This is a genomic window from Nocardia heshunensis, from assembly GCF_054782115.1.
In genome coordinates this window covers 1,006,791-1,030,045 of the sequence record NZ_BAAGTC010000009.1, presented here as the reverse complement: position 1 = coordinate 1,030,045, position 23,255 = coordinate 1,006,791, and the positions used below count along the sequence as shown (strand labels likewise).

Annotated in this window: 25 protein-coding genes and 1 pseudogene; 14 read left to right on the top strand and 12 right to left on the bottom strand. The window is 68.5% G+C overall.

Annotated elements, in window-relative coordinates; genetic code table 11:
• Positions 1-268 precede the first annotated feature (268 nt).
• The 3 genes from ACYVN4_RS32955 to ACYVN4_RS32945 all read left to right on the top strand — a co-directional run bounded on the left by ACYVN4_RS32955 (position 269) and on the right by ACYVN4_RS32945 (position 2,795).
• A complete protein-coding gene (locus ACYVN4_RS32955; protein WP_460725882.1) occupies positions 269-751 on the top strand; it encodes a hypothetical protein in 483 nt (160 codons plus the stop codon).
• The gene (locus tag ACYVN4_RS32950; protein ID WP_460725881.1) at positions 748-1,182 is read left to right on the top strand and encodes a ferritin-like domain-containing protein; all 435 of its coding nucleotides are present in this window, start codon (positions 748-750) and stop codon (positions 1,180-1,182) included. Before ACYVN4_RS32955 ends, ACYVN4_RS32950 begins: the two co-directional genes overlap by 4 nt.
• A gap of 170 nt (positions 1,183-1,352) precedes the next feature.
• Positions 1,353-2,795: a three-helix bundle dimerization domain-containing protein gene (locus ACYVN4_RS32945; protein WP_460725880.1), complete on the top strand. Its 1,443-nt coding sequence runs from the start codon at positions 1,353-1,355 to the stop codon at positions 2,793-2,795.
• A gap of 22 nt (positions 2,796-2,817) precedes the next feature.
• Here ACYVN4_RS32945 and ACYVN4_RS32940 read toward each other — a convergent pair whose 3' ends face one another.
• From ACYVN4_RS32940 to ACYVN4_RS32920, 5 genes and pseudogenes are all read right to left on the bottom strand, one after another.
• Complete coding sequence (locus tag ACYVN4_RS32940) at positions 2,818-3,489, bottom strand: AMIN-like domain-containing (lipo)protein (protein WP_460725879.1); 672 nt, start codon at positions 3,487-3,489, stop codon at positions 2,818-2,820.
• 94 nt (positions 3,490-3,583) lie between these two features.
• Complete coding sequence (locus ACYVN4_RS32935) at positions 3,584-4,807, bottom strand: phthiocerol/phthiodiolone dimycocerosyl transferase family protein (RefSeq protein ID WP_460725878.1); 1,224 nt, start codon at positions 4,805-4,807, stop codon at positions 3,584-3,586.
• A 106-nt stretch (positions 4,808-4,913) separates the two neighbouring features.
• The gene (locus tag ACYVN4_RS32930) at positions 4,914-6,782 is read right to left on the bottom strand and encodes a hypothetical protein (protein ID WP_460725877.1); all 1,869 of its coding nucleotides are present in this window, start codon (positions 6,780-6,782) and stop codon (positions 4,914-4,916) included.
• 400 nt (positions 6,783-7,182) lie between these two features.
• Positions 7,183-7,875: pseudogene (locus tag ACYVN4_RS32925) on the bottom strand (AfsR/SARP family transcriptional regulator); the annotation flags it as partial.
• A 259-nt stretch (positions 7,876-8,134) separates the two neighbouring features.
• On the bottom strand, positions 8,135-9,028 hold the full coding sequence (locus tag ACYVN4_RS32920; RefSeq protein WP_460725876.1) for an NADP-dependent oxidoreductase: 894 nt from the start codon (positions 9,026-9,028) through the stop codon (positions 8,135-8,137).
• Between the two features lie 86 nt (positions 9,029-9,114).
• On the opposite strand from ACYVN4_RS32920, the gene ACYVN4_RS32915 reads away from it, so the two are divergent.
• Positions 9,115-9,693 carry a TetR/AcrR family transcriptional regulator gene (locus ACYVN4_RS32915; protein WP_460725875.1) on the top strand — a complete coding sequence of 193 codons (579 nt, stop codon included), beginning with the start codon at positions 9,115-9,117 and terminating at the stop codon, positions 9,691-9,693.
• Here ACYVN4_RS32915 and ACYVN4_RS32910 read toward each other — a convergent pair.
• Positions 9,687-10,475: a TetR/AcrR family transcriptional regulator gene (locus ACYVN4_RS32910; RefSeq protein ID WP_460725874.1), complete on the bottom strand. Its 789-nt coding sequence runs from the start codon at positions 10,473-10,475 to the stop codon at positions 9,687-9,689. The genes ACYVN4_RS32915 and ACYVN4_RS32910 overlap by 7 nt on opposite strands.
• A gap of 122 nt (positions 10,476-10,597) precedes the next feature.
• Here ACYVN4_RS32910 and ACYVN4_RS32905 point away from each other — a divergent pair, with 122 nt between their 5' ends.
• Together ACYVN4_RS32905 and ACYVN4_RS32900 are read left to right on the top strand one after the other, a co-directional pair.
• Positions 10,598-11,116 (top strand): anthrone oxygenase family protein, encoded by a 519-nt coding sequence (locus tag ACYVN4_RS32905; RefSeq protein WP_460725873.1) that lies wholly within the window; start codon positions 10,598-10,600, stop codon positions 11,114-11,116.
• A gap of 141 nt (positions 11,117-11,257) precedes the next feature.
• Positions 11,258-11,650 (top strand): hypothetical protein, encoded by a 393-nt coding sequence (locus ACYVN4_RS32900; protein ID WP_460725872.1) that lies wholly within the window; start codon positions 11,258-11,260, stop codon positions 11,648-11,650.
• 72 nt (positions 11,651-11,722) lie between these two features.
• Here ACYVN4_RS32900 and ACYVN4_RS32895 read toward each other — a convergent pair whose 3' ends face one another.
• Positions 11,723-12,562 (bottom strand): hypothetical protein, encoded by an 840-nt coding sequence (locus ACYVN4_RS32895; RefSeq protein ID WP_460725871.1) that lies wholly within the window; start codon positions 12,560-12,562, stop codon positions 11,723-11,725.
• 82 nt (positions 12,563-12,644) lie between these two features.
• On the opposite strand from ACYVN4_RS32895, the gene ACYVN4_RS32890 reads away from it, so the two are divergent.
• Positions 12,645-13,100 (top strand): MarR family winged helix-turn-helix transcriptional regulator, encoded by a 456-nt coding sequence (locus ACYVN4_RS32890; protein WP_460725870.1) that lies wholly within the window; start codon positions 12,645-12,647, stop codon positions 13,098-13,100.
• 4 nt (positions 13,101-13,104) lie between these two features.
• On the opposite strand, the gene ACYVN4_RS32885 is transcribed toward ACYVN4_RS32890, so the two are convergent.
• Positions 13,105-14,619 carry an HD domain-containing phosphohydrolase gene (locus ACYVN4_RS32885; protein WP_460725869.1) on the bottom strand — a complete coding sequence of 505 codons (1,515 nt, stop codon included), beginning with the start codon at positions 14,617-14,619 and terminating at the stop codon, positions 13,105-13,107.
• A 112-nt stretch (positions 14,620-14,731) separates the two neighbouring features.
• Here ACYVN4_RS32885 and ACYVN4_RS32880 point away from each other — a divergent pair, with 112 nt between their 5' ends.
• Positions 14,732-15,124, top strand: coding sequence for an SgcJ/EcaC family oxidoreductase (locus ACYVN4_RS32880; RefSeq protein ID WP_460725868.1), 393 nt, complete (start codon positions 14,732-14,734; stop codon positions 15,122-15,124).
• On the opposite strand, the gene ACYVN4_RS32875 is transcribed toward ACYVN4_RS32880, so the two are convergent.
• Positions 15,100-16,173, bottom strand: a complete 1,074-nt coding sequence (locus tag ACYVN4_RS32875) for a MerR family transcriptional regulator (RefSeq protein ID WP_460725867.1) — start codon at positions 16,171-16,173, stop codon at positions 15,100-15,102. The two genes, ACYVN4_RS32880 and ACYVN4_RS32875, sit on opposite strands and share 25 nt — an antisense overlap.
• Before the next feature lie 75 nt (positions 16,174-16,248).
• On the opposite strand from ACYVN4_RS32875, the gene acpM reads away from it, so the two are divergent.
• The 4 genes from acpM to ACYVN4_RS32855 all read left to right on the top strand — a co-directional run bounded on the left by acpM (position 16,249) and on the right by ACYVN4_RS32855 (position 18,234).
• Positions 16,249-16,554, top strand: coding sequence for a meromycolate extension acyl carrier protein AcpM (gene acpM, locus ACYVN4_RS32870; protein ID WP_460725866.1), 306 nt, complete (start codon positions 16,249-16,251; stop codon positions 16,552-16,554).
• A gap of 34 nt (positions 16,555-16,588) precedes the next feature.
• Positions 16,589-17,032 (top strand): SRPBCC family protein, encoded by a 444-nt coding sequence (locus ACYVN4_RS32865; RefSeq protein WP_460725865.1) that lies wholly within the window; start codon positions 16,589-16,591, stop codon positions 17,030-17,032.
• A gap of 18 nt (positions 17,033-17,050) precedes the next feature.
• Positions 17,051-17,557, top strand: a complete 507-nt coding sequence (locus ACYVN4_RS32860; protein WP_460725864.1) for an OsmC family protein — start codon at positions 17,051-17,053, stop codon at positions 17,555-17,557.
• 275 nt (positions 17,558-17,832) lie between these two features.
• Positions 17,833-18,234 carry a hypothetical protein gene (locus ACYVN4_RS32855; RefSeq protein ID WP_460725863.1) on the top strand — a complete coding sequence of 134 codons (402 nt, stop codon included), beginning with the start codon at positions 17,833-17,835 and terminating at the stop codon, positions 18,232-18,234.
• A gap of 3 nt (positions 18,235-18,237) precedes the next feature.
• Here the strand turns inward: ACYVN4_RS32855 and ACYVN4_RS32850 are convergent, their stop codons facing one another.
• Both ACYVN4_RS32850 and ACYVN4_RS32845 read right to left on the bottom strand, forming a co-directional pair.
• Positions 18,238-18,834, bottom strand: coding sequence for an NADPH-dependent F420 reductase (locus tag ACYVN4_RS32850; RefSeq protein ID WP_460725862.1), 597 nt, complete (start codon positions 18,832-18,834; stop codon positions 18,238-18,240).
• Positions 18,835-19,277: 443 nt separating this feature from the next.
• On the bottom strand, positions 19,278-21,035 hold the full coding sequence (locus tag ACYVN4_RS32845) for a proline--tRNA ligase (RefSeq protein ID WP_460725861.1): 1,758 nt from the start codon (positions 21,033-21,035) through the stop codon (positions 19,278-19,280).
• A 58-nt stretch (positions 21,036-21,093) separates the two neighbouring features.
• Here ACYVN4_RS32845 and yaaA point away from each other — a divergent pair, with 58 nt between their 5' ends.
• A complete protein-coding gene (yaaA, locus tag ACYVN4_RS32840; protein WP_460725860.1) occupies positions 21,094-21,840 on the top strand; it encodes a peroxide stress protein YaaA in 747 nt (248 codons plus the stop codon).
• Between the two features lie 84 nt (positions 21,841-21,924).
• Positions 21,925-22,320 (top strand): ankyrin repeat domain-containing protein, encoded by a 396-nt coding sequence (locus ACYVN4_RS32835; protein ID WP_460726801.1) that lies wholly within the window; start codon positions 21,925-21,927, stop codon positions 22,318-22,320.
• A 43-nt stretch (positions 22,321-22,363) separates the two neighbouring features.
• On the opposite strand, the gene ACYVN4_RS32830 is transcribed toward ACYVN4_RS32835, so the two are convergent.
• Positions 22,364-23,248 (bottom strand): alpha/beta fold hydrolase, encoded by an 885-nt coding sequence (locus tag ACYVN4_RS32830; protein ID WP_460725859.1) that lies wholly within the window; start codon positions 23,246-23,248, stop codon positions 22,364-22,366.
• Positions 23,249-23,255 lie beyond the last annotated feature (7 nt).

Genomic DNA, 23,255 nt, shown 5'->3' with positions numbered 1-23,255 from the left:
AAGGACCAGCCAACTCGCTCGAGTTCGGCATGGTCGGCGCTGCGGTGCCCTCGGCGTGTCCACTCGCGACGCGCCCGTGACGGTTGCCCGTCGTTCCAGATCACAGGGTATCTGACCGGCCTCGTGCAGCAAGCCGTCGGCGACGGCTGGCACCATGTATGCCGTGCCCAGCAGTCAGAGCCGCCATTCGGCCGGTGTAGTCGGTTTCACGGTCCCGCCGGATCGCGTCGGAGCCGACCGACCCTCGCCCGAGCCTGCCCTTCCCGCCGTGAATCGTCGTGCCGCGCTGCGGCTCGCCGGTGGGGGTGCGCTGGCGGTGACGACCGTGGGTGCGCTGGCCGCCTGCGCGAAGGACGACAAGCCCAAGCCGCCGGATCCGCTGATCGCACAGGAGACTTCGGCGCGCACGGACGCCGCGGCCGCCACCGCCGCGATCGCGACCAACCCCGACAAGGCCGGGGCGTTGCAGATCATCGCCACCCAGCGCACCGCCCACGCCGATGCGCTGCGCACCGAAATCGACCGCGCCGTAGGCGTTTACGGTGACGGCACGCTGCCCAGTCGGCGCACGCCGCCGGTCACCCCGGCCGCGCCGGTGCCGCCGCCCGCGGTGGCCGCCGTGCGCACGCAGTTGCAACAGTCGCAGCGGTCGGCCGCCGATCTGTCGGTTCAGCTGTCCGGCTATCGTGCCGGTCTCGTTTCTTCGATCAGCGCGTCCTGCGCCACGCACGCGGGGGTTCTCCTGGCATGACCACGACCGACCAGCAGGCACTCATCGATGCGTTGAGCGCCGAATACGCCGCTGTCTACGCCTACGGCGTGATCGCCGCCTACGCCAATCACGACCGCGACAAGCTCGTCGCGGAGTACACCGCGTCCCACCGCGCCCGCCGTGACGCCACCATCGATGCCCTGGCGGCTTCCGGCGCAACGGTTCCCGAGCCCGCCGCCGCTTACACCTCGCCCATCCCGGTCAACGACCCTATCCCCGCCGCCAAGCTCGCGATCACCGTCGAATCCGACACCGCCGCCGCCTGGTATTCGGTGGTCGAACGCGCCGCCACCGCCGATCTCCGGCGCACCGGCCTCGACGCCCTCACCGAATGCGCGCTCCGCCTCGCGACGTGGCAATCCATCCTCGGCACCAACCCGGCAACCGTCGCATTCCCCGGAAAGCCCTGACCGCCGCTATCGAATTCCGCTCGGTTGTCACCGGGAATTCGCCGGGGCGTACTTGACGTTTCCGTGCGCGACCCTGGCCGGGCACTCTGGGGGCCTAGGGTCCTGGCGGCGCGGCTTTTCGTATTTTCCTGCCGCGCAACCATATTCGGTGCCGGGTCAAGGGAGATGTTGTGGCGGTGGATGTTGCGCGGGAAGAAAAAGCGCTGCGGGAGGTGACCGATCGCCTGGTCGAGGACTATGGCGAGGCGCATCCGGCGGAGCGGGTCGAGGCCGTGGTGGGTGCGGTGCGCAAGCGGTTCGAGGGGCATTCGGTGCGGGATTTCGTACCGATTCTCGTCGAGCGGATTGCGCGGCGCGAATTGGATCCGACGCGGACCAAAAATTCCGCGACGCAGGTGGATTTGTCGAAGTCGGCGCCGAATTCGGCGGGCGGCGGCGGGAATTCACCCGACGGTCCCGGGGCGGAGACCACGAGCGTGTTCGCGGCCGTCGCCGGGCGATTCGTGCCGGTGCGGCTGGTGGAGCACAAGCGGGTGCTGGGCGCGGTCGCGGCCGGGGTGGCCGTTGTGCTGGCGCTGGGGGCGGCGTTCGCGGTGCGGCAGACGGATTCGCCGGCAAGCGGCACGGCCGCGCCCGCGTTGACGACGGTGCACGGGGTGGTGGGGTCGGAGAAGTCGGCGTTCTTCGACGATCCGAAGGTGGCCGACGCGCTGGCCAAGCACGGACTGAAGGTGGAGGTGGAGCCCGCCGGGTCGCGGCAGATCGCGACCTCGGTGGATCTGGGCAAGTTCGATTTCGCGTTCCCGTCGAGTTCGGCCGCCGCGGAGCTGGTGCAGCGCAAGAGCGGGGTGACCGGCAAGTACGTGCCGTTCTCCTCCCCCATGGCGATCGCCACCTTCAAGCCGATCGCCGAGCTGCTGACCCAGGCCGGGATCGTGCAGCCCGGCGCGACAACGACTTTCGACGTCGAGAAGTACCTGGCGCTGGCGGAGAAGGGGGTGCAGTGGAATCAGCTCGAGGGCAACTCGACGTACGCGGTGCCCAAGAACGTGCTGGTCTCCACCACCGATCCGCGCACGTCCAATTCCGCGGCCATGTATCTGGCGGTGACCGCGTACGTCGCCAACGACAACACCATCGTGCGCGGCGCGAAGGCGGAAGACTATGCGGTGTCGCGGGTTTCGCGCCTGTTCACCCGCCAGGGCTACACCGAGGCCAGCAGTGACGGCCCGTTCAAGGACTACCTGTCCAACGGCATGGGCACGGTACCGATGGCCTGGATCTACGAGGCCCAGTACGTCGACGCGGCGGTTCACGATCAGCTCAAGCCGGACATGGTGCTGATGTACCCGAAGCCGACGGTCATGTCCCAGCACACCGTGGTGCCGCTCAACGACAAGGGCGACAAGCTCGGCAAGCTGCTCACCACCGACCCGGACCTGCAGCGCCTGGCCGCCGAGCACGGCTTCCGCCCCACCGATGCCACCCTGTTCACGAATATCACCGCGGCCCACCAGGTTCCGGTGGACGTGAACCTGGTCAACCAGGTCACCCCGCCCGACTACGACACCCTCGAGCACCTCCTCGACGGCGTCGCGAAGTCCTACAACTGATCGCCCGGCCCGCCCTGTTCGGTCAGCGGTAGACGTCGACGGCCAGACGGGGTGGGTCGAGAAGCCTGGTCACGGTGAAGTGCGGGCGGGTGGCATCGGTGCCGATGAATGATTCGGTGGTGGATTGGGAGCCGTCGTCGTACGCCTGGGTGAGGTGAACTTCGGTGAGGGCCGGGAAGCCGGTGGCTGCGAGGGGGTTGGGGCCGATATAGGCCGGGAGGCCAACCTTTTCGGGTGCGGGGGCGTAGAAGAGGATGCGGAGGATGGAGCGGCCGGTGACCAGCAGGGCGGTGGGGCGGCCGCGCGGCGTCGCCTCGGCGACGTAGTCGGCCTGCCAGGCGGGGATGCCGACCGAACCGGTGCTGTAGATGACGCGGTCGAAGGTGTCGTGGTGTTCGAGTTGGATGCCGTCGACCGCGATGGGATCCGGCGGGGCTGGAGGGAGCGAGGTGGTCGACACGGGCGGCGTCGGCAATGGGCTCGTCGGCAGCACCACCAGGCCGGGCACCCGAGACGGGGTCGGGCAGGTCGGACAGTACTGGTCATCATGTTTCGGGTCGGAGTTGCCGGGGCTGTCGGCACTCGCCGTGATTGTGGTGGTGCCGGGCCCCTGACCGGTGTGGTCGGTGGCGCAGGCCGCCAAAGACACCGTGCAGGCCAGCAGAGTGATGGTTCGCACCGCCGATGATGACATCCCCATGACCGTGTGTCGGTGGAGACGGCCGGGATGTGACAGGGGCCCAAGGACCTTCGTCTGCCTCGAGCCCCTGATATGGCCATCCGCGCGGCTACCCGGCTGTCAGTAGGTTCAGGTTGGCCGCCACCGTGCGGCTCAACTCGGCGATCCGCGGGGCGGGGTGGCGGGAACGGTCGTAGGTGAACTCGATGTTCAGGCGGCCCTGGAAGGTGTAGGCGAAGTAGCTGATCTCGGGGCGGGCGGTGCCGGTGACGAAGCCGCGGAAGTCGGTGATGCGCAGTGCTTTCGGGGATGGCAGGGGCGGGACCACACCCCAGTTGGTGATGATGTTCGCCGCGTAGTCGCGCACGCCGGTCTCGGGGATATGGGAGGCGGCGAGCATGGTCGCCAGGGCGGTGCCGTTGTCGATGCCGTCCACGATCTGTGCCTTGGCCTCCTTGGCGAGGACGGTCAGGTCGGAGTCCGGGGTGCAGCAGGTGACGGTGGGGGCGCAGCCGAGGCCGTTGGTCGCGTCGGTGCGGCGGGCCGGTGGGTTCAGGTGCGGGCGGAGGTCGACGGCGTGGGCGATGACCATGGGCAGTTCGGTGCCGGGGGCACCGCAGGTCTCGTCGATCATCGTTCGTTCGGCCCGGATGACGGCCGCGCTCAGTAGCGCGTGCAGTGTCGTGCCCTGTGCTCTCGCGTAGTGCAGCAGGGCACTGGTTTCTCTGTCGGACAGGGTGATTCGTGCGGCGGGCGCGAGCCGGAGACCGGGTGCGCGGTCCTGGGGTGACGGGGCGAAGCTGTGCAAGCCGGTCAGTTCCGGCATGGTGGGCTCCGGCAGGGCGACGCCGCGGTCGGCGAGCAGATCCTCGAGGCTGCGCGGGAAGATCGGCGCGGCATCCGGGATGGTGGTGGCCGTGTCGAGAGCGGCTGCGGCCCGCCAGAATTCGTCCAGGATCTCGAAGCCCAGGTGGGCGTCGCTGATGGCGTGGCAGAGGCGCAGGGCGACGGCCGTGTGGTCGCCGTCGCGCACGATAGCGAGTTTCGCCAGGGCGACGGTGGGGTCGATCGGGCGGACACCGTAGGCGAGCCAGTCGGATACGTCGCCGTCGACGGTGTCGACGGCGACGCTACCGTGGTCGGGGATGTCCAGATGGCAGTCGCCGTCGATGAATTCGATGCGGCCGCCCAGCATCGGGTAGCGGCGGCAGGTGTGCGCGAAGGCTTCCCGCAGCAGGTCCTCGTCGGCCCGGCCGGTGCAGAGTGCGACGTACGAGACGGTGACCTCGGTCGGCAGGAAGCCCTGATCGATGGTGCCCAGACGGTATTTCACGATGTTCTCCCGGGTGTTCGGCAATGTCGGTTCGATCGTGCGAACCGCGCTCGAGCACCCGTTGAGCCACCGATGAACGCCCCGGTCAGCGGAGCCGCGCGCCTTGTCAGCGGAGCTGGGCGCGCACCTGCCGGGCTTCCTCGTCGCGGCCCAGCGCGGTCAATGCGGCCGCCTGGCAGTGCAGGGCGTGTGTGCGGCGGAACGGGTCGGCGGCTTCGGTGAGAACCGAGACCGACTCGGCGGCAGCGGATTCGGCCAGGGCGAAGCGGCGGCCGTGCAGGTTGATCTCCGCCTGCCGGTGCAGGGCCCAACCCAGCAGCAGTCGGCGGCCGTGCGCGCGGGCGACCCGCACGGCGTCCGCGCACATCGCGGCCGCCCGGTCGAAGTCGTTGTCGCGCAGCAGCACCACCCTGGCCACCTGGCAGCGGGCCAGGGAGTCGAACGCCGCGCCGCCGAGCCGGTCCGCCAGTCGGGTGGCGCGTTCGGCGGTCGCGGCGGCGTCGTCCCAGCGGGCGGCATCGCCGTAGCGGTCGGCGAGGGTCGCGCAGGCCCAGCCCTCCCAGGCCGGGTCTCCGAGTGCGTAAAAGATGTCGACCGCGGTGGCCATGTGGGTGATCGCCTCGGCCTCGCGGCCCAGGCTGAGCACGGCGGCGCCCAGGATGTGTTCGACGAAGCCGAGTAGGAGGCTGTTCCCCTTGGCCTGCAATGCCTTCCGCGCAGGGTGCAGGAGATCGAGGGCTTCGTCGCCGCGTCCCAGATCCAGGGCCAGTATCAGACCGAGCGTCGTCCGGGCTCGCAGTTCGGTGTCCTGGTCGCCGGCGCGTTGCGCGGCCGACAGCAGGCATCGCAGCGCGTGGGCCAACTGCCCGGACTGCGCTGACGGGTCGATGCCTTCGCTGATGAGCATGGCGACATTCACGCTCGCGGGCACCAGGGCCGGGTGGTCGGCGGCGATCTGGTGATGGAGGGCGATCAGGCTCGTGCGTTCGAGATCGAGCCAGGCGTGCGCCCCGGTCTCCGAGTAGATCGGCGCGCCGGGCCGTGTCGTCGGTGGCACGTAGTCGAGGCGGTGGCCCGGATAGCGCTGGTGGATAGTGTTTTTCGCCGTCGCCAGGTAGTGGTCCAGCAGCCGCGCCAGCAGCTGGTCCCGGTCCAGGTCGGGGGCGACCGTGTGGGCGAAGAGGCGCAGCAGGTCGTGATAGCTGTAGCGATCCGGGCCGAGGGATTGCAGCAGCCCGAGGTCGACGAGGGACTCGCACAGCTCCGTCGCCGCGGCGGCGTCCACATTCAAGATGGCGGCCGCCGACGCGACCGACAGGTCCGGCACGGCCGGGACCGCCAGCGCCACGAAGGCTTTCGCGGTGGCGGCGGGCAAGTCCCGGTAGCCGAAGGTGAAGCAGGCGTCGACGGTGAGATCGCCGCAGCGCAACTCCGTGAGCCGGTGACGTTCGTCGGACAGTCGCGCGGCCACGGCGGCGATGCTCCAGTGCGGGCGCGCCGTCAGCCTTGCGCCGATGATCCGCAGGGCCAGCGGCAGGCGGCCGCAGGCGGCGATCACTGCCTCGGTGGCGTCCGGTTCCGCGGCGATGCGATGCGTGCCGATGATGCGGCCCAGCAGGTTTCGCGCCTCGCCCGCGGACAGGACGTCCAGGTGCCGGTAGGTGGCGTCCGGCAACGGCAGCAGTGCGCGACTGGTGATGACGACCGCGCAGCCGGGTCCGCTCGGCAGCAGCGGGGTGACCTGATCGAGGGTGCCCGCGTTGTCGAGCACCAGCAGGATGCGGCGGTCGGCGAGCAGGCTGCGCAGTAGGGCGGAGCGTTCGGGTGCGGTGGGTGGAATATCGCTGTCGGACACCGTGAGTGCGCGCAGCAGCGGCGAGGATGCCGATCGGCTCGGCGGGTCGATCGTCCGCGCCGTGCAGATCCGCGTGGAGTTGGCCGTCGGGGAAACGCTCGCGGATCGCGAGGGCGACATGGGTGGCCAGCGTGGTCTTGCCTACCCCTCCCATCCCGGTGAGCACCACGATGGGCGGGGCGAATCCGGTGGGGGTCAGCGCTTCCGACAGCTCTTGGACCAGGGCTTCGCGGCCGGTGAAATCGGCTATTCCCCTGGGGAGTTGGGCGGGGCGTGGGGAACCCTGGGCTCCCGCAACGGATTCGGGCAACGGCGGCTGTGCGGACGACGAAGGCATCGGCTGTGGCTGCGGCTGCGGTATCGGCGGGGAGGGCGTCGACGAGAAAGGGGTCGGCGGAAAAGGGGTCGGTGCGGGAGGTGCCGGCTGCGAGAGCGAGGGTGCCGGTGGCAGGTCGTCGGCCAGGATGCGGTGATGCAGATCGGTCAGTTCTGGGCCGGGTTCGATGCCGAGCTCATCGATCAGCAGGCGGCGGGTGGCGGCGTAGACCGCCAGTGCCTCGCTGCGGCGGCCGCAGTGGTGCAGGGCGGTCATCCACAATCCGCGCAGACGTTCACGCAGCGGGAATTCCGCACTGGCCGAGGATAGTTCGCCGATCAGCTGAGCGTGGCGGCCCAGTCGCAGGTCGGCTTCGAGCCGGGACTCGAGCAGGGTGGCGCGCAGTTCCGACCAGTGCCTTCGCTGATCGGCCGCCGCCGGTCCCGGCACTCCGGCCAGCGGCTCGCCCCGCCACAATGCCAGCGCTTCACCGAGCAGCGTGCGTTCCCGCTCGAAATCTTCGGCGGCCCTGGCATCTTCGGCGGCAGCGGCGAGAGCCTTGGCCCGGAAGGCATCGACGGATTCGGGTGCGACGCGCAGTTCGTACCCGTCGCCGATCGAGACCAGCACCGCGGCCGCCGCCCGCCTGGCCCGGTCTGGTTCGACGAGCTTGCGCACCAGCAGCGCGTGCGAGCGCAGCGACCCGACCGGATCCCCGGGCAATTGTTCACCCCACACCGCGTCCACGAGTTGCGCCGCGGTCAGTGGCCTGCCACCGGCGAACAACAGCGCGGCCAGGACGGCTTGCGTCCGCGGCCGGCTCGAGGCCAGGGCCTGTTCGCCACGCCGAACCGTGACATGGCCCAGCACTGCGACATTCAGCTCCGCGGGATTCATCGGCCTCTCTCAGGGGAACAGGGGATCACCCGATCTTATGTGTCCGAAAAATCCGAATCGCTAGGTCCTTGACCTCCAGCCCCGCGACCAGCCCACCCGCCAGCGTCACCACCAGCAACTTCTTCACCCAGCCCCACGGTTCATGCAGGGCGGCCAGCGGTGGAGGAGTCTGATTCGTCATGATCGCGACGGTAGAAAGCCGCGATCAACCGCGAATCCCCCGCGTTGAACGGGCAATGAACGCGGGCCCGGCGACCGCTCAGACCAGCAGGACTCGACGGCCTCGGGTGTGCCCGGATTTGCTGTCGGCGTGGGCCGTTGCGGCGTCGGCCAGGGGGTAGGAGCGGTCGATGGGGATGGTGAGTCGACCTCGGGCGATGAGATCGACTGTCGCGGAGAGGGCTTCGGGCATGGAGCCGCCCACTCCGGCGAAGCGGATGCCGAGCATGGGGGCCTCGAGGTCGGCGATGGTGATGACCTTGTCGGGGTCGCCGGTCAGGGCGAGGAGGCCGGGGAGGACGCCGGTGCCGGTCAGGTCGAGGGCGGCGTCGATCGTGCCGAGGCGGCGGACTCGGTCGATCCAGCCGGGGCCATAGGCGGTGGGGGTCGCGCCTAGGGTGCGGAGGTAGTCCTGGTTGGCGGGGCCCGCGATGCCGATCACGGTGATGCCGCGATCGCGGGCGATCTGCACCACCGCGGTGCCGACGCCCCCGGATGCGCCGCTGACCAGCAAGGTCTGTCCGGACTCGACACCGACGAGGCGAAGGACGCGTAGCGCGGTTTCGACCACCGAGGGGTAGCCCGCCGCTTCGGCGAAGGCCATTCCGTCAGGCAGGCGCGCCCAGGAGGTGAGAACCGCGTGTTCGGCGTAGGTGTTCGCACCGCGGCCGAACACGGTGTCGCCGAGGTCGATTCCGGTGACGCCGGGTCCGAGCTCGTCCACGATGCCGGCGGCGTCCTGGCCCACGCCCGAGGGCAGCGCGATCGGGCGGATCCGTTCGAATTGACCCTCGCGGACGCGCCAATCGTGGGGATTCACACCCGCCGCTCGTACCGCGATGCGTATCTGACCAGGGCCGGGATGCGGTTCGTCCACCTCTTGAAGTGTCAGGACTTCCGGGCCGCCGAACTCGGCGAAGCGCATTGCTTTCATGAAGCCACCGTAGGACTAACGGTTAGTGTTTTGCAACGGATAGTTTTTTGGATCGGTTACTTATCCGGACCTGATAGTGTCAGGACATGACCGTGCCGACCGGCCGCCGCGAGCGTAAGAAGGCCGCGACCCGCCAGAAGATCGCCGATACCGCGCTGGAGCTGTTCCTGGAACGCGGGTACGACGCGGTCGGCATTCGCGATGTGGCCGCGGCAGCCGACGTCGCCGTCACCACGCTGTTTTCCCACTTCGCGGCCAAAGAGGCGCTGGTCTTCGAACAGGACGAGAATTTCGAACGACGCCTGACGCAGGCGGTCAGCGACCGCGCGCCCGGCGCGCCGCTCATCCCCGCGCTGCGCGACGAAGTACGGGACATGGTGCGGCACTGCGGTTCCGACTCAGCCGCGCCGGTCCGGGGTCTGATCGACCGCTCCCCCGCTCTGCAGGCCTACGAACAGTCGATGCATCTGCGCTACGCCGACTCGCTGGCGGCAGCGATCGCCAGCGACCTCGACCTGGCGTCCACCACCCCCGCATGCCGTGCGATCGCGCGGAGTGTGGTCGACGCGTACTCCCTCGCACGCGAGGCCGCCGATCCCGCCGCCGCGATCGACGACATCTTCCGAATGATCGAGTCCGCCTGGGCAAGTCGCCCGGTTCAGTGAGGGTGGTAGAGACCCTCGATGCCGCGGATCAGAACTTCCAGACCGAAGACGAAGTTGGCTTCGGCCGCGGTGGCGGGGGTGTCGGTGGCGGGGGTGTCGGTGGCCGGGGCGGCCGCGGTATCGAAGGTGCCGGACGAGAAGAGTTGTGCGGCATCGGGATAGCGGTCGGCGGTGACGAGCCGGGCCATCTGGCGGCCGTACTGCCGGGCGGCCAGCGCCGGGTCGATGTCGCCGTCGTGCCGCCAGCTCTGCGCGAGTTGCTGTGCCATGCGCGCAGAGGTGTTCACGTAGCCGCTGACCAGGGTGAGGATGCCGACCTTGGTCATGTGGTCCAAGCCCAAGGGGCGCATGGTGCGCAGTCCGGCGTCCATCCACGCCATGGCATTCGGGCCGCGCGGCGGGCTCGAGGTCGGCAGGTCGGCCAGCCAGCCGTGCGCCTGGTAGGCCCGCCAGAGGCCGCGCGCCCACTGCTGTAGACCGTCGTTCCAGGACTCGGCGGCGTCATCGCCGATGTACTCGGTGGCGAATGCGGTGTCGCCCATGAGGGTCAGCAGCTCGTCCTTGGATCCGACGTAGCGGTAGAGCGACATGCCGGTGACGCCGAGCTCCTCGCCGAGCTTGGGCAGCGTGACGCCCGCCAAGCCTTGCCGGTCGGCCAATTCGACGGCGGCCCGCACGACGCGGTCCACATCCAGTGCCGCGGGACGGCCCAGGCGGGAACCGGATCCGATGGGTCGTCGCCACAATCGCGCCAGGTCCTCCGGCAGTTCCGGCTCGGCCATCGGCTGCACTCTCCTCTGTGCTCGGTCGCGGAGTAATCCTATACAGTCACATACTTTGTCTTCTATAGTTTGTCAGTCATAGAAACTCGCCCGGGACTTCATCCCGCGAAAAGAGAAACGTCATGGCTACAACCCGCACCACTCTGCCCGGCGTCATCGCCCTGCTGGTCGCCCTGATCTCCACCGGACTGCTGGCGGGCGTCTACTACGCCTACGCCACCTCCGTGATGCTCGCGCTGCACAAACTCGACGACAAGACCTTCACGGACGTCTTCAACAAGATCAACGTGGTGATCGTCAACCCGTCGTTCATGCTCAGCTTCCTGGGGTCGGTGGTCTTCTCGATCGTCGCCGCGCTGTTCTTCCTGCGCGCCGACTACCGGCCGATCCTGATCTGGATCATCGTGGCCGTCGTCCTCAATATCCTGAGCCTGGCCATCAGCGGAATCTTCAACATCCCCTTGAACAATCACCTCGCCACCGCCGACAACGCCACCGGCCCCGTCGATTACGCGAGCCTCCGCAGTGCCTTCGAAACCCCCTGGGTCGCTTGGAACATCGTGCGCGGCCTGGTCAATACCGCTGCCCTCGGCGCTCTCGGCTGGGCCCTGATCCACTACGGCCGCATCACCCACGGCTGAGCTCGGGTGTCAGGGGGCATGTCAGGTCGGCGTCAGGGCGCTGTCAGGCGAGACGGACACAGTATGTCCATCAAGCAAGGCAGGGCCCGCAGCCACACCGGATACGGGCCACTGCCACAACAATTTTCGAAGGAGCCCGCCATGTCCACCCTGAACCTGACCGACCAGAACAAGTCCACCATCCGCTCGGCCGCCTACGGCGCGGTCTCCCTGATCGCCGCGGCGTCCACCAAGTCGCACAAGGCCGCTACCGCGGGCTCCATCGCCCTCGGCTCGGCCACCGGCCAGATCGGACACGTCCTCAGCGCGAAGGCCAAGGACATCCACCTGAGCGGCAAGACCGTCGCCGAACTCGCCGACCAGGTGCTCCCCGCCCTGACCGCGGCCGTCTCCCTGCTCGAGCAGCAGGACCCCGCCGAAGCCGACAACTTCCGCTCCACGGTCCTCGTCGCCGTCGAGGCCGCCGCCGGCCAGCCCGGCCCGGTCGTCGCCGACATGACCCGCAAGGTGGCCGCGGCCCTGCACACCGCCTGAGCGAACGACACCGAACACACCGAGCCATGCATCAAGAGATCTGATGCGTGGCTCGGTTTTTCGTCGTACCGGTTATCTGCGGGTGAGGTCACCGGTGGCGGTGAAGGGTGTTTTGGTCGGGTCGGTGCCGTACATGGCCGAGAGTTCGCGGTGACCGTCGGTGGCGATCGTCCAGTAGGTGAGGGTTACTGCGGAATCGGCGAGGGTGCAGGTTTGGGTGGGTGGGTCCAGCTTGGCGGTATTGCCTCGGGCCAGGAGGGACCAGTCGCAGCCGTCCGCCGTGTGGGCGGTGAGGCGGGCGGCGTAGTTCGGGGTGATCACGATCGAGCCGCTGAGCGGGGTGGGGGCCGCAGTGGGGGCGAGGCGGGTGTTGGCGCCGGTTCGGGGGTTCGGGGGGCCGTAGGTCCAGGTGCCTTGAAATGCGCTGGCGGACTTGGGGTCTGATTCGGGGGCTCGGGTGCGGGCACCGTGCGGGAGGTCGAATTCGTAGTCGCGGTCTTCGTGGTGGCTGATGGCCTTGATGGATTCGGTTTCGTGGCTGCCGGTGACGTGGATCGACCATTCGGTCATGGTGTAGGCGTAGCCCGCGGTCGGGTTGTGACAGGTCTGGTTCGGCGCGGCCAGGTCGAGACCGGTTGGGGTGATGGTGAATTGCCAGGTGCAACCGACGTCGGTGCGGCCGACGACGCGGTCGGGACCGGCCGGGGTGAATACGATGTCGCCGATCTGTGGGCCCTGGACGCCGTCGCCGATGTTCATGGTGGCGATATTGGTCATGGTGGCGGCATCGGGCAGGTCGTAATTCCAACGGCCCTGGTACGTCTCGGTGGCGGGTGCGGTGGGCGTCGAGGCGCAGGCGGCGGCCAGGGCGGCGGTGAACACGAGCAACAGTGGATTCGGATGGCGCACCATCGTCATTCCTCTCGGTAAGCTGATGTCGAGAAAATCTAATTACTAGGTTTCCTAGATATCAGGATGCCGAGAGGACTCTGGGATGTCAACGGAGAAGGCGCGTTTGATCGACGCCGTACTGGCGGGCGTCGGCCGCACCGCCGAGCTCGGTATGCGAATGAATCAGGCCGCCGCCGGTCGGCTGGGCATCAATGCCAGCGATATGCAGGTGCTGCAGCTGCTGCAGCACCGACCCCACACCGCTGGGGAGCTGGCGCGGCTCACCGGCTTGACCACCGCCTCGATGACGGGCCTGGTCGATCGCCTGGAGAAGTCCAGATTGGTACGGCGCGAACGCGATCCCGGGGACCGGCGCCGAGTCCTGGTGACCCTCGACGATGCCCGCGCCAGAGCCGATATCGCCCCGATCTTCGGCCCGCTGCTCGGGGCCTGGCGACGCGAGATCGGCGGCTACACACCGGCCGAACTGAAACTCCTCGCCGACTTCCTCGCCCGCATCGAGCACGGCTTCACCACCGAACTCGATCGGCCGAATTGACGGGTCAGCGCAGGATGCCGTGTTCGATGGCGTAGAGGGTGGCGGCACCGCGAGTCGAGGCGCCGATCTTGGTGTAGATGTGCTGGATGTGATGGTCGGCGGTCTTGGGTGAAATAACCAGGCGCGCAGCGATTTCCCGGGTCTTCAGGCCGATCGCCAGAAGTTGGAGGACTTCGATCTCGCGGGGGGTGAGGGCGGATGGGCGCGATGGCGGCGCGGCGCTGCGGGGGTGGCCCGCGGCGGTCAGGACGCGTTCGACGGCATCGGGGTCCAAGCGGTGTTCGGTGCTCATGGTGCGCAGGGCGGCGGCCGCGGCAGCAGGGGTGAGAGCTCGTCGATGCGGCCGGTCGGCGGTCATGGCCGCGTAGCAGTCGGCGGCGGCGATGACGCGCTGGGTGTTGTCGAGCTGAGCGCCGTGCAGGCGGCGGCAGTAGCCGGTGCCGTCGATGCGCTCGTGCGCGCCGGCGGCGGCTTCGGCGAGTAGCGCCAGCGACGGAATACGGCGCAGCAGTTGATCGGTGAGCAGGGCGTGGTATTCGACGCGATCGCGTTCGTCGCGGGTGAGCGGGCCGGGCTTGTCCCAGATCGTGTTCGGGACGCCGACCCGGCCGAGGTCGTGCACGAGTGCCGCCGCCTCGGCGGCCGGTCCGCCCGCCTCGCGCGCGAGCGCCGCGACGGTTCGGGAATGACCCGCCGTCCACGGTGATTTGAGGTCGGCGAAGTCCGCGAGTACCAGCAGTGCGGCATGGGTTTGCAGTTCATCGAGGGGTGCGCAGGGGGGCGCGGCGGCCAGGGCAGCCTCCCATGGATCGGCGGATTCGGCGGGCGCCCACCACTCGGCCGCGTGCGCGCGCAGCAGCTCGACCAGGGCCGGGTCGTAGGCGCGGCCGCTGCGGGCGCGAACGATGCCGAGCCCGGCGGGAACACCCTCGAGGCGGGCCAGGACCTCGAATTCGTAGCTCAGCTGGGCGATTCGCATGGCCCGGGGAATGTCGTGGCCGTGCAGGCCGTGCGGGTAGCCGTGACCGTTCCAGCGTTCGAACGAGGTGCGCAGCGCGGCCTGCACGGTGTCGCTCAGGCCGAGGCGGCGGGCGAGGATGTCGGCGACCTCGCAGGCGGTCCGGAAGTTGAATTCCGCGGCCTTGCGCCCACCAGCCGCTGCGGCGAGCATGGCGCGGTATTTGTCCCGGCCGTGCCGGTCGCGCCCGGCGAATCCGATCATGGCGCGGGCCATGGCCAGTGGGTCGGAGAGGTCGAGCCGGGCCGCCTCGGCCCGCATGACGATCTCGTCGCCGAAGACGTTCGCCATGTCGAAGGCGTGTCCGGTGCAGCCGAGGAACCGCAATGCCGAAGTCCACCAGACGGTTTCACACTCCGCGCGCTCGGCTCCCGCAGCTTCGGCGAGGCGGCGGCCGAGAACGGCGGCACGCAACTGGCAGCCCGGCGGCTGTCCGAGGGCGTGATCCTGCATGGTGGCCAGCAGCACGGCCACCTCGGCCCGGGTGGGCTTCACCTCCACCCGATGAATGATAGATAGGGAGTTCTCCCGACGCGGTGACCAGCGGTCCACGCGCATCCTCGAGTGACCCGCCGGGTCCGGTGACCCGGCCCCGATCATCGAGGAGATCATCATGACCACCACGGAACTCTCCGGCATCACCGCATTCCTGGACCGGATCGCCGTCACCTGGAAGACCAATGACGGCACGGCGATGGGCGAGCTGTTCACCGCCGACGGTTCGCTGATCAACCCGTTCGGCGAGCGCGCCGACGGACGGGACGCGGTCGCCGCGATGTACAGCGCGTATTTCCAGGGCATGCTCGGTGGCACCACCACGACCTGCGGCCTGGACAGTGTCCGCCCCGTGTCCGCCGACCACGCCCTGCTCGACGCCGAGCAGGTCATCACCGCCCCTACCGGCGAGCCCGCGCTGACCGTCCACCTCGCCGCGCTGCTGCGGCGCGACGGCGAGAGCTGGCTGTTCGTCGACTGCCGCCCCTACGTGGTCGCGGACCGGCCCTGATCCACCGCAACACCTTTCGAGTGGCCCGCCGTCTCGCGGCAGGCCACCGGCGGTGAGATTCGGGTAGGCGACGTGGATCCGATCCTGCTGTCGCCGCCTGCGCCCTGGAGACCACTCGGCCGATCGGGTTCGGCCGCCGAGGTTTCGAGTGCGGTGTAGAGCCAGTGGTGGGCTGCTCCGACGGTGATTCGGTCGCCGAGGAGTTGGTCGGTCAGGGTCCAGTAGCGGTGGATGCGGGGGTCGGAATCGGTTGCGCCGGTGAGCAATCGGTCACGGAAGCCGGGGGTGTCGCGGTCACCTCTAGCGGTGGCGTGGGCGGTGACGAATCGGTCGAGTTCGCCGCCGGCGTGTGGGAGTTCGCCGTGGGTGATGCGGGTGAGCACGTCCGGGATGATGTCGCCGACGTCGAGGAAGAGGGCCTGACGGTCGCGGATCAGGTCCGCTCGGGTGCGCCAGTATTGCTGTCGCACAGTGCGACTCATGTCGGGGTCGGCGGCCAGGGCGGTCAGTTCGGCATAGGCCACCACCTGGTCGACGCTCGGGTCGGCGGGCGGTTCGGGGACGTTCCAGCACACCCAGGCTTGGATGTGGTGCTCGGGGATCGGGCCGAGGATGCGCCGCCAGTAGCGGAGGAGGCACTCGTGGGCAGCGCTGCCGTCCTCGGCGGCGGCCAGCAGGGCCAGGCGTTGCGGCCGTTGCACGGGGTCGGCGGCCTCGACCGCGCGCAGGGCCGCGCGCCGCCAGGTCATGGACCTGAATTCGAGGTCGAGGCGGGCGCTTTCGGCGGCGACGGCCTCCTCGATGGAGCGTTCGTCGCGGAGCACTTCGGTGATCGTGGCCAGGCCCAGGCCGAGTGTGCGTAGTCGCCTTACCAGCAGCAGGCGTTCGGTGGCGGTGTCGGCGTCGAACATGCGGTGGCCGCCGCCGCTGCGGCGGGATTCGAGAATGCCTTCGTCGCAATAGAACCGGATCGTGCGCACGGCAAGTCCGGTGCTGCGCGCCAATTCTCCGATACTCACCAGCGCGCCGGTCTGTGTGTTGTCTGTCACAAGCTGTTGAACCTCCACCCCGGTGGAGCTTTTAGCGTTCCGAGGACGAAGTTCGTTACTAGGAAAGGGCAATTCGTGGCTACCACGCAGGAAGAGATCGTCGCCGGGATCGCGAAGATCATCGAAGAGGTAACGGGTATCGAGGCTGCCGAGGTGACGATCGACAAGCATTTCGTCGACGACCTGGACATCGACTCGTTGTCGCTGGTGGAGATCGCCGTGCAACTCGAGGACAAGTACAGCGTGAAGGTCCCCGACGAGGACCTGTCGAACCTGCGCACCGTCGGCGACGCCGTCACCTACGTGCAGAAGATGGAGGCCGAGAAGCCGCAGCTGGCCGCGGATCTGGAGGCGAAATACAAGGAAGGCCAGGCGAATTGAACCGCACCCCGGTGCCCATCGAGGCGGTGCGCCGATGATCGCCGACGCGGAACTCGACCCCGCCGCCATCGAACTGGGCAACTACTTCCCGCAGCCGGTCGAGGCGGTATGGCAGGCGCTCACCGATCCGGACCTGGTGGCCCGCTGGCTGCTTCGCCCGATCGGCTTCACCGCCGTCCCCGGCACCAGCTTCCGATTCATCGTCCCCGACGCACCGATCAGCGAAATCCACTGCGAGGTACTGACGGCCCGTCCGCATACGCACCTGACCCACACCTGGCACTACCCCCAAGCCGACTATCCGGCCCACTGGATTCTCGACTGGACCCTCCACCCCCAAGGCCACGGCACCCGCCTACTACTCACCCAAACCGGTTTCGACATCACCGACCGCCGCCAGAAGATGGCCCGCAACGCCATGGAACGCACCTGGAAACGCCGCCTCCTCCCCCGGCTCGGCGAGGTGATCCATCACTGACATGAGTTAGCGTCGAGTATGGACGCGAAGGAGTTGCGCGCCGCGCAGGCGCCGCTGAAGGAGCAATACCGACAGGATCCTGAGACGGCGCGCACTCCTTTGCGCGCGGTCGGGCGGATCGGATCGCCGGGGGTCACCTTCGATGTGGATCAGTTCTCGGGCGTGAGTCGCGCCGGACTGCACAGGGCTACCGGGGGTGACGGGTCGGACGCCTGCTCCGGGGACATGCTGCTGGAAGCCCTGCTCGCCTGCGCGGGCGTGACGCTGCATTCCGTGGCGACGGCATCGGGAATCCAGCTTCGATCCGTGGAAGGCCGCGCCGAGGGATTCTTCGATGCCCGCGGCACCCTGGGTGTCGACCGGGAAGCCCCGATCGGCGTCCAGAACCTGCTGGTCACCTTCACCGTCGACACCGACGCCGACGACGAAGCCCTGACCCGCCTCGCAACCCTCACCGAGCGCTACTGCGTCGTAGGCAAATCCCTCGCCGAACCCCCGACAATCACCGTCCACCGTCCGCTCTGATCACCCCATCCCCGATTCCAAGATCAGGGAGTACTCACTGCGGAATTATGTCCGGTTCACCGCGCTGAGTACACCTTGATCTTGGTCCTTGGCTAGGACCAGTGCGCCACTGGTCATTGGGACCGGGTGGATGGGCCGGGGGTGAGCGGATGGGACATCGGGGTGAGGGTTTGGGGTATTTGTCCGGATTGATGGGGCGGGTAGGGTTGCTGCGCGATGGCCGCAGCTGGTGGCGATCCTGATCGAAAGAGCTTCGTATGCCCACGATTCCGTGGATGTCAGTCGGTACACCCACCACCCCCGAGGTGCAGTGCATGGCCTCTCGGCTCGAGGTGAAGTCGTTGCGCGACGCAGCCGGGTTCCTGCTGGCTTCGCTGACGCTGTGGCGGCAGGCTCGCAGGTCTCCGGGGGTGCTGGGTGTGGCATTGAAGGCGGAGATGCTGAAGGGCGTCTTCTGGACCTACTCGGCGTGGGCGGACAAGGCGGCGATCTTCGCCTACGCGGGGGCCGAGCCGCACAAGTCGACGGTCGAGCGCAAGCGAAAGGTGATGCGGGAGGCGACGTTCGTGTTCTTCACGGCACCGGCGGCCGAGGCGCCGCTGCCGTGGGACGAGATTCGCCGCCGTATCGCGGAGCGTCGGGAAGCCGAGCAGTCAGGGACGGAGCCCGGGCACTGAGCGTCAGCGGGTGACCATGCGGAAGGCAAGGTTTCGACCGTGCCCCTGGCCCATCGCCAAGGTGAGCCACAGGCGCATGACCCCGTCGACGACGTCGTGGGCCTGCTCGCCGACATACACCGGCCGCAGGCCGACGGCGGTGACGAGCTCGTCGACCTGCGGCCGATCCGCCTGTGCGCAGGAGAAATACATGTCGGCGGGCTCACCGTCGAAGATCGGATCGGTGATGATCTCGGTGCCGAGGGTGTTGAACGCGCGGGCATAGCGACACTTCGGAGCATGCTCGGCGAAGGACGCTGAGGCGTTGGCGGGTGTGCCCATCACATCGTTGGTGGCATCGAGAATCAGCTTCCCGGCAAGGGAATCGCCGTGTGCGCGAGCGAAGTCGGCGGCGGCCGCGGGCGGGGTCGCGACGAGAACGACGTCACCGGACGCCACCGCCTCGGCAATGCCGACACTGTCCGCGCTGGGATGACGCGACCCGTAGACGACGGGGTAACCGGCCTGGGCCAGCGCGGCACCCACCGCCCGGCCGACCCGACCTGTGCCGATCACCGCGACGCTCGTCCGCGCGGCATGCTGAACCGAAGTGCTGGTCATCTCTACTCCCGAAACTCGTTGTACCCGTGGCCCCGGAATCCGGCGAGTACCTCGCCACCGGGCATGCTCCCAGCATCGCGTCGGAACGGGCCGCCCACATCGGTAGCGACCACGGAACCCACTACTGATCGAGCCGCCGGGCAGCCAGCTTTCACCGGCTGGTGCAGCAACGAATAGTTCGGATGGTCAGCGGCGGGTCTGGGGGGCGATGATCGGGCCCGAACCCCCCTCGGGCAGTCGCTGCGATACCGAGCTGAAGCTACTCAGGCCGGTGTTCCTGTCGCTCATCAGGCCGCGGAGCCAGTCCCGGAGGCGCGCAAAGAGTTTCATACCTCCGATCATGCTCGCACTAGGAACGACCGGCCAGCGGATTTGTCGGCGTGACCGGGAAATGCGAGTGGCGCATCACCCGGAGGTGATGCGCCACTGGCGGATTCGCTTGGTCAGCCGCGGATCTTGGCTGCTACCGACGCCACGGCGGTGTCGGCGGGGAGTTCTTCGGCGGTGCCGGCGAAGCGGTCGCGGAGTTCGATCTTGCCTTCGGCCCAGCCGCGGCCGACGACGACGATGTAGGGCATGCCGAGCAGTTCGGCGTCCTTGAACTTGACGCCCGGGGAGGCGGTGCGGTCGTCGAGGAGGACCTCGAAGCCGAGGGAATCGAGTTCGGCGGCAACCTGTTCGGCGCCGGAGCGGGCGCCCTCGTCCTTGTTGGCGATGACGACGTGGACGTCGAACGGCGCGACTTCGCGGGGCCAGCGCAGGCCCTTGTCGTCGTGCATCTGCTCGGCCAGCACCGCGACCATGCGGGAGACGCCGACGCCGTAGGAGCCCATGGTGAGGCGGACCGGCTTACCGTTCTCGCCCAGCACGTCGACCTCGAAGGCGTCGGTGTACTTCTGGCCGAGCTGGAAGATGTGGCCGATCTCGATGCCGCGCGCGGCTTCCAGGACGCCGCGGCCGTCGGGCGACGGGTCGCCGTCGCGGACCTCGGCGGCCTCGATGGTGCCGTCGGCGGTGAAGTCGCGACCGGCGACCAGGCCGACATAGTGCTTGTTGTATTCGTCGGCGCCGGTGATCCAGGCGGTGCCGGACACCACGCGCGGGTCGACGAGGTAGCGAACGCCGTTGGCGAGCAGCGCCTTCGGGCCGATGTAGCCCTTCTTCAGGAAGGGGTTGGCCTTGAAGTCGGCCTCGTCGAGCAGCTCCACCGCGGCCGGCTCGAGCGACGCCTCGAGGCGCTTCTCGTCGACCTCGCGGTCGCCGGGGATGCCGACGCCGAGCAGTTCGGTCTTGCCGTCGGGGTAGACCAGCTTGACCATGACGTTCTTGAGGGTGTCGGCCGCGGTGACCTCGCGGCCCAGCACCTTGTCGATGCCCGCGCCGTTGGCCCACTCCACCAGCTTGGCGATGGTGGCGGTCTTGGGGGTGTCGTGGACGACGGCCTCGGCCTGGCCCTCGATGGCGATCGCCGGCGGGGCGGCGGTGACCACGGCCTCCACGTTCGCGGCGTAACCGGATTCGCGGCAGATGACGTAGGTGTCCTCGCCGGAGGGGCTGTCGGCCAGGAACTCCTCCGACGCCGAACCACCCATCGCGCCCGAGGTGGCGGCCACGATCACGTACTTCACGCCAAGGCGATCGAAGATCTTCTGGTACGCCTCGCGGTGGGCGCTGTAGCTGTTCTTCAGACCGTCTTCGTCGAGGTCGAAGGAGTACGAGTCCTTCATGATGAACTCGCGGCCGCGCAGGATGCCCGCGCGGGGACGGGCTTCGTCGCGGTACTTGGTCTGGATCTGGTACAGCGTGACCGGCAGGTCCTTGTAGGAGTTGTACTCACCCTTCACGGTGAGCGCGAAGAGCTCCTCGTGGGTGGGGCCGAGCAGGTAGTCCTGACCCTTGCGGTCCTTCAACCGGAACAGGCCGTCGCCGTATTCGGTCCAGCGGTTGGTGGTTTCGTAGGGTTCGCGCGGCAGCAGGGCCGGCAGCGAGATCTCCTGAGCGCCGATGGCGTTCATCTCCGAGCGGACCACGTCCTCGACCTTGCGCAGCGTGCGCAGGCCGAGCGGCAGCCACGAGTAGACGCCGGGCGCGATGCGACGCACGTATCCGGCACGCACCAGCAGCTTGTGGCTGGGCACCTCGGCGTCGGCGGGGTCGTCGCGCAGGGTGCGCAGGAACAGGTGGGAGAGGCGGGTGATCACGGCTCATCACCCTAGCCGCTGCTCGCGCACAGTTCACAAGGCATTACCGTGTTGGCTCGTGCTGGTGCTGCTGCCTCCCTCCGAAACCAAGTCCGACGGTGGTTCGGGTGGACCCCTGGATCTGGATTCCCTGTCGATGCCGCAGCTCAGCGCGGTGCGCGACAAACTCGTCACCGAGGTGATCGGGCTGGCCGCCGATCCCGACGCCGCGCGGACCGCGCTGGGGTTGGGCAAGGGGGCTGACGCGGAGATCGCGCGCAATGCGGCACTGCGCACCTCCGCGACGCGCCCGGCGCTGGATCGGTATACGGGCGTGCTCTACGACGCGCTCGACGCGGCCGGGTTCACCAAGGCCCAGCGTGCCAAGGCGGAGGCCCGGTTGGGGATCGGCTCGGCGCTGTTCGGCGTGGTCCGCGCGGGCGATCCGATTCCGGCCTACCGACTTTCGGGCGGGTCGAAGCTGCCCGGGCTGCCGACGCTGCAGGCGCTGTGGAAGCCGGTGCTGCCGGAGGCCTTGCGCGCCGAGGCAGCCGGGCAACTGGTGGTGGACCTGCGCTCGGGGACCTACATGAACCTGGGCCGGGTGCCCGGCGCGGTGACCGCGACCGTGCTCACCGAGCGCCCGGACGGTAAGCGAACCGTGGTGAGCCACTTCAACAAACACCACAAGGGACTGCTGGCGCGGGCGCTGGTGCTCTCGCGCACCGAGCCCTCCGACATCGACGGGCTGGCGAAGCTCGCCGAGAAGTCGGGGCTGCGCACCGAGATCGCCTCACCGTCCGAGCTGCTGATCATCACGTCCTGACCGCCGTCGGACGAGCGCTCTCGCCGCCGGCTCAGATATACGGAAACTTGGCTCGGCCGGGCCGCTCGAGCTCGATAGAGTGGCCTGGTGGAACCCAATGATCTGGACCCGGAAGTCCTCGAGCTGGCGAGCAAGATCTTCGACCTCGCCCGTAGCGGCGACGCCGCCACCCTCGGCGCCTACCTCGACGCGGGTGTCCCGGTGAACCTCACCAACGAAAACGGCGACACCCTGCTGATGCTCGCCGCCTACTACTCCCACCCCGCCGCGGTCACCACCCTGCTCGACCACAAGGCCGACCCCAACTTCGGCAACGACAAGGGCCAAACCCCGCTCTCCGGCGCAGTCTTCAAGGGCTCCGACGAGATCGTCAATGCCCTCCTCGCCGCCGGCGCGGACCCGAACGCAGGCAGCCCATCAGCCCGCGACGCCGCCGAAATGTTCGGCCAGACAAAGTATCTGAGCCTCTTCGACAAGTGAGCTGAACCGCAACCGGGCCACAGCTCATCGCGATTGCCCGACGTCAGTGCAGGAACCGGCGTAGTTCCGTGGCAACGAGGTCGGGCTTCTCGCCGTTGAAGGCGGCGCTGTGGCCGGTGCCGGGGAGGGTGGCTCGGGCGGCATTGGGCAGCAGGGTGTGGAGATGGTCGAGGGCTCCGGACAGGAAGTGCGGGCTACGCTCACCGCCCAGAAGCAGTGTGTCGCAGGTCAGTTCGGGCCAGCGATCCCACAGGGTGGCACCCTCGCGAGCCAGACCGATGTCGATACGGAAGGTGGGGAGGGATTCCCGCAGCCCGGGCTGGTCGGCATCGCCGCGATCCACGTGCAGCAGCAGCGCCATGAGGGGGCGAAGCACCATGGGCGGCAACGACATCCAGGAGCCACGGTCAGCGGTCGCGCTGAACAGGGTGGCCATGGCGGCGGCGGGGCGGTTGGTGTCGAGGTAGCGTTCGATGCGGGCCATCATGGTGAGCAGTGGCCCGCTCTCGACCGCCAGCGCCGGTTCGTAGATCGCGAGCTGACGGATCTGCGGAACGCGCAATGCGGCGGCGAGGGCGATGAGGCCGCCTGAGCTCAATCCGAACACCCGCGTGGCACCGGTTTCCCGCACCAGCGCGGCGAGGTCGGCGATCTCGGTGTCCAGTCCGCACTCGGCGACCGTTCCGGCAGCGTCGACAGTCACACCGGCCCGGCTCATTCCATGCCCGCGCCGGTCCGGCACGTACACGGTGAACTCATCGGCCATCGCGATGGCCAGCTCATCGAACAGGGCAGAAGTCATCATCGCGCCGTGCAGAAGGATCAGCGCCGGACCTTGCCCGATGCACCGATACCCGATCTCGACGCCATCACCGGCCCGAACCGAGCCGAAGCGGAAGTCCACGGGAGAAATTGCCTTGACAGCCATGTGCTCA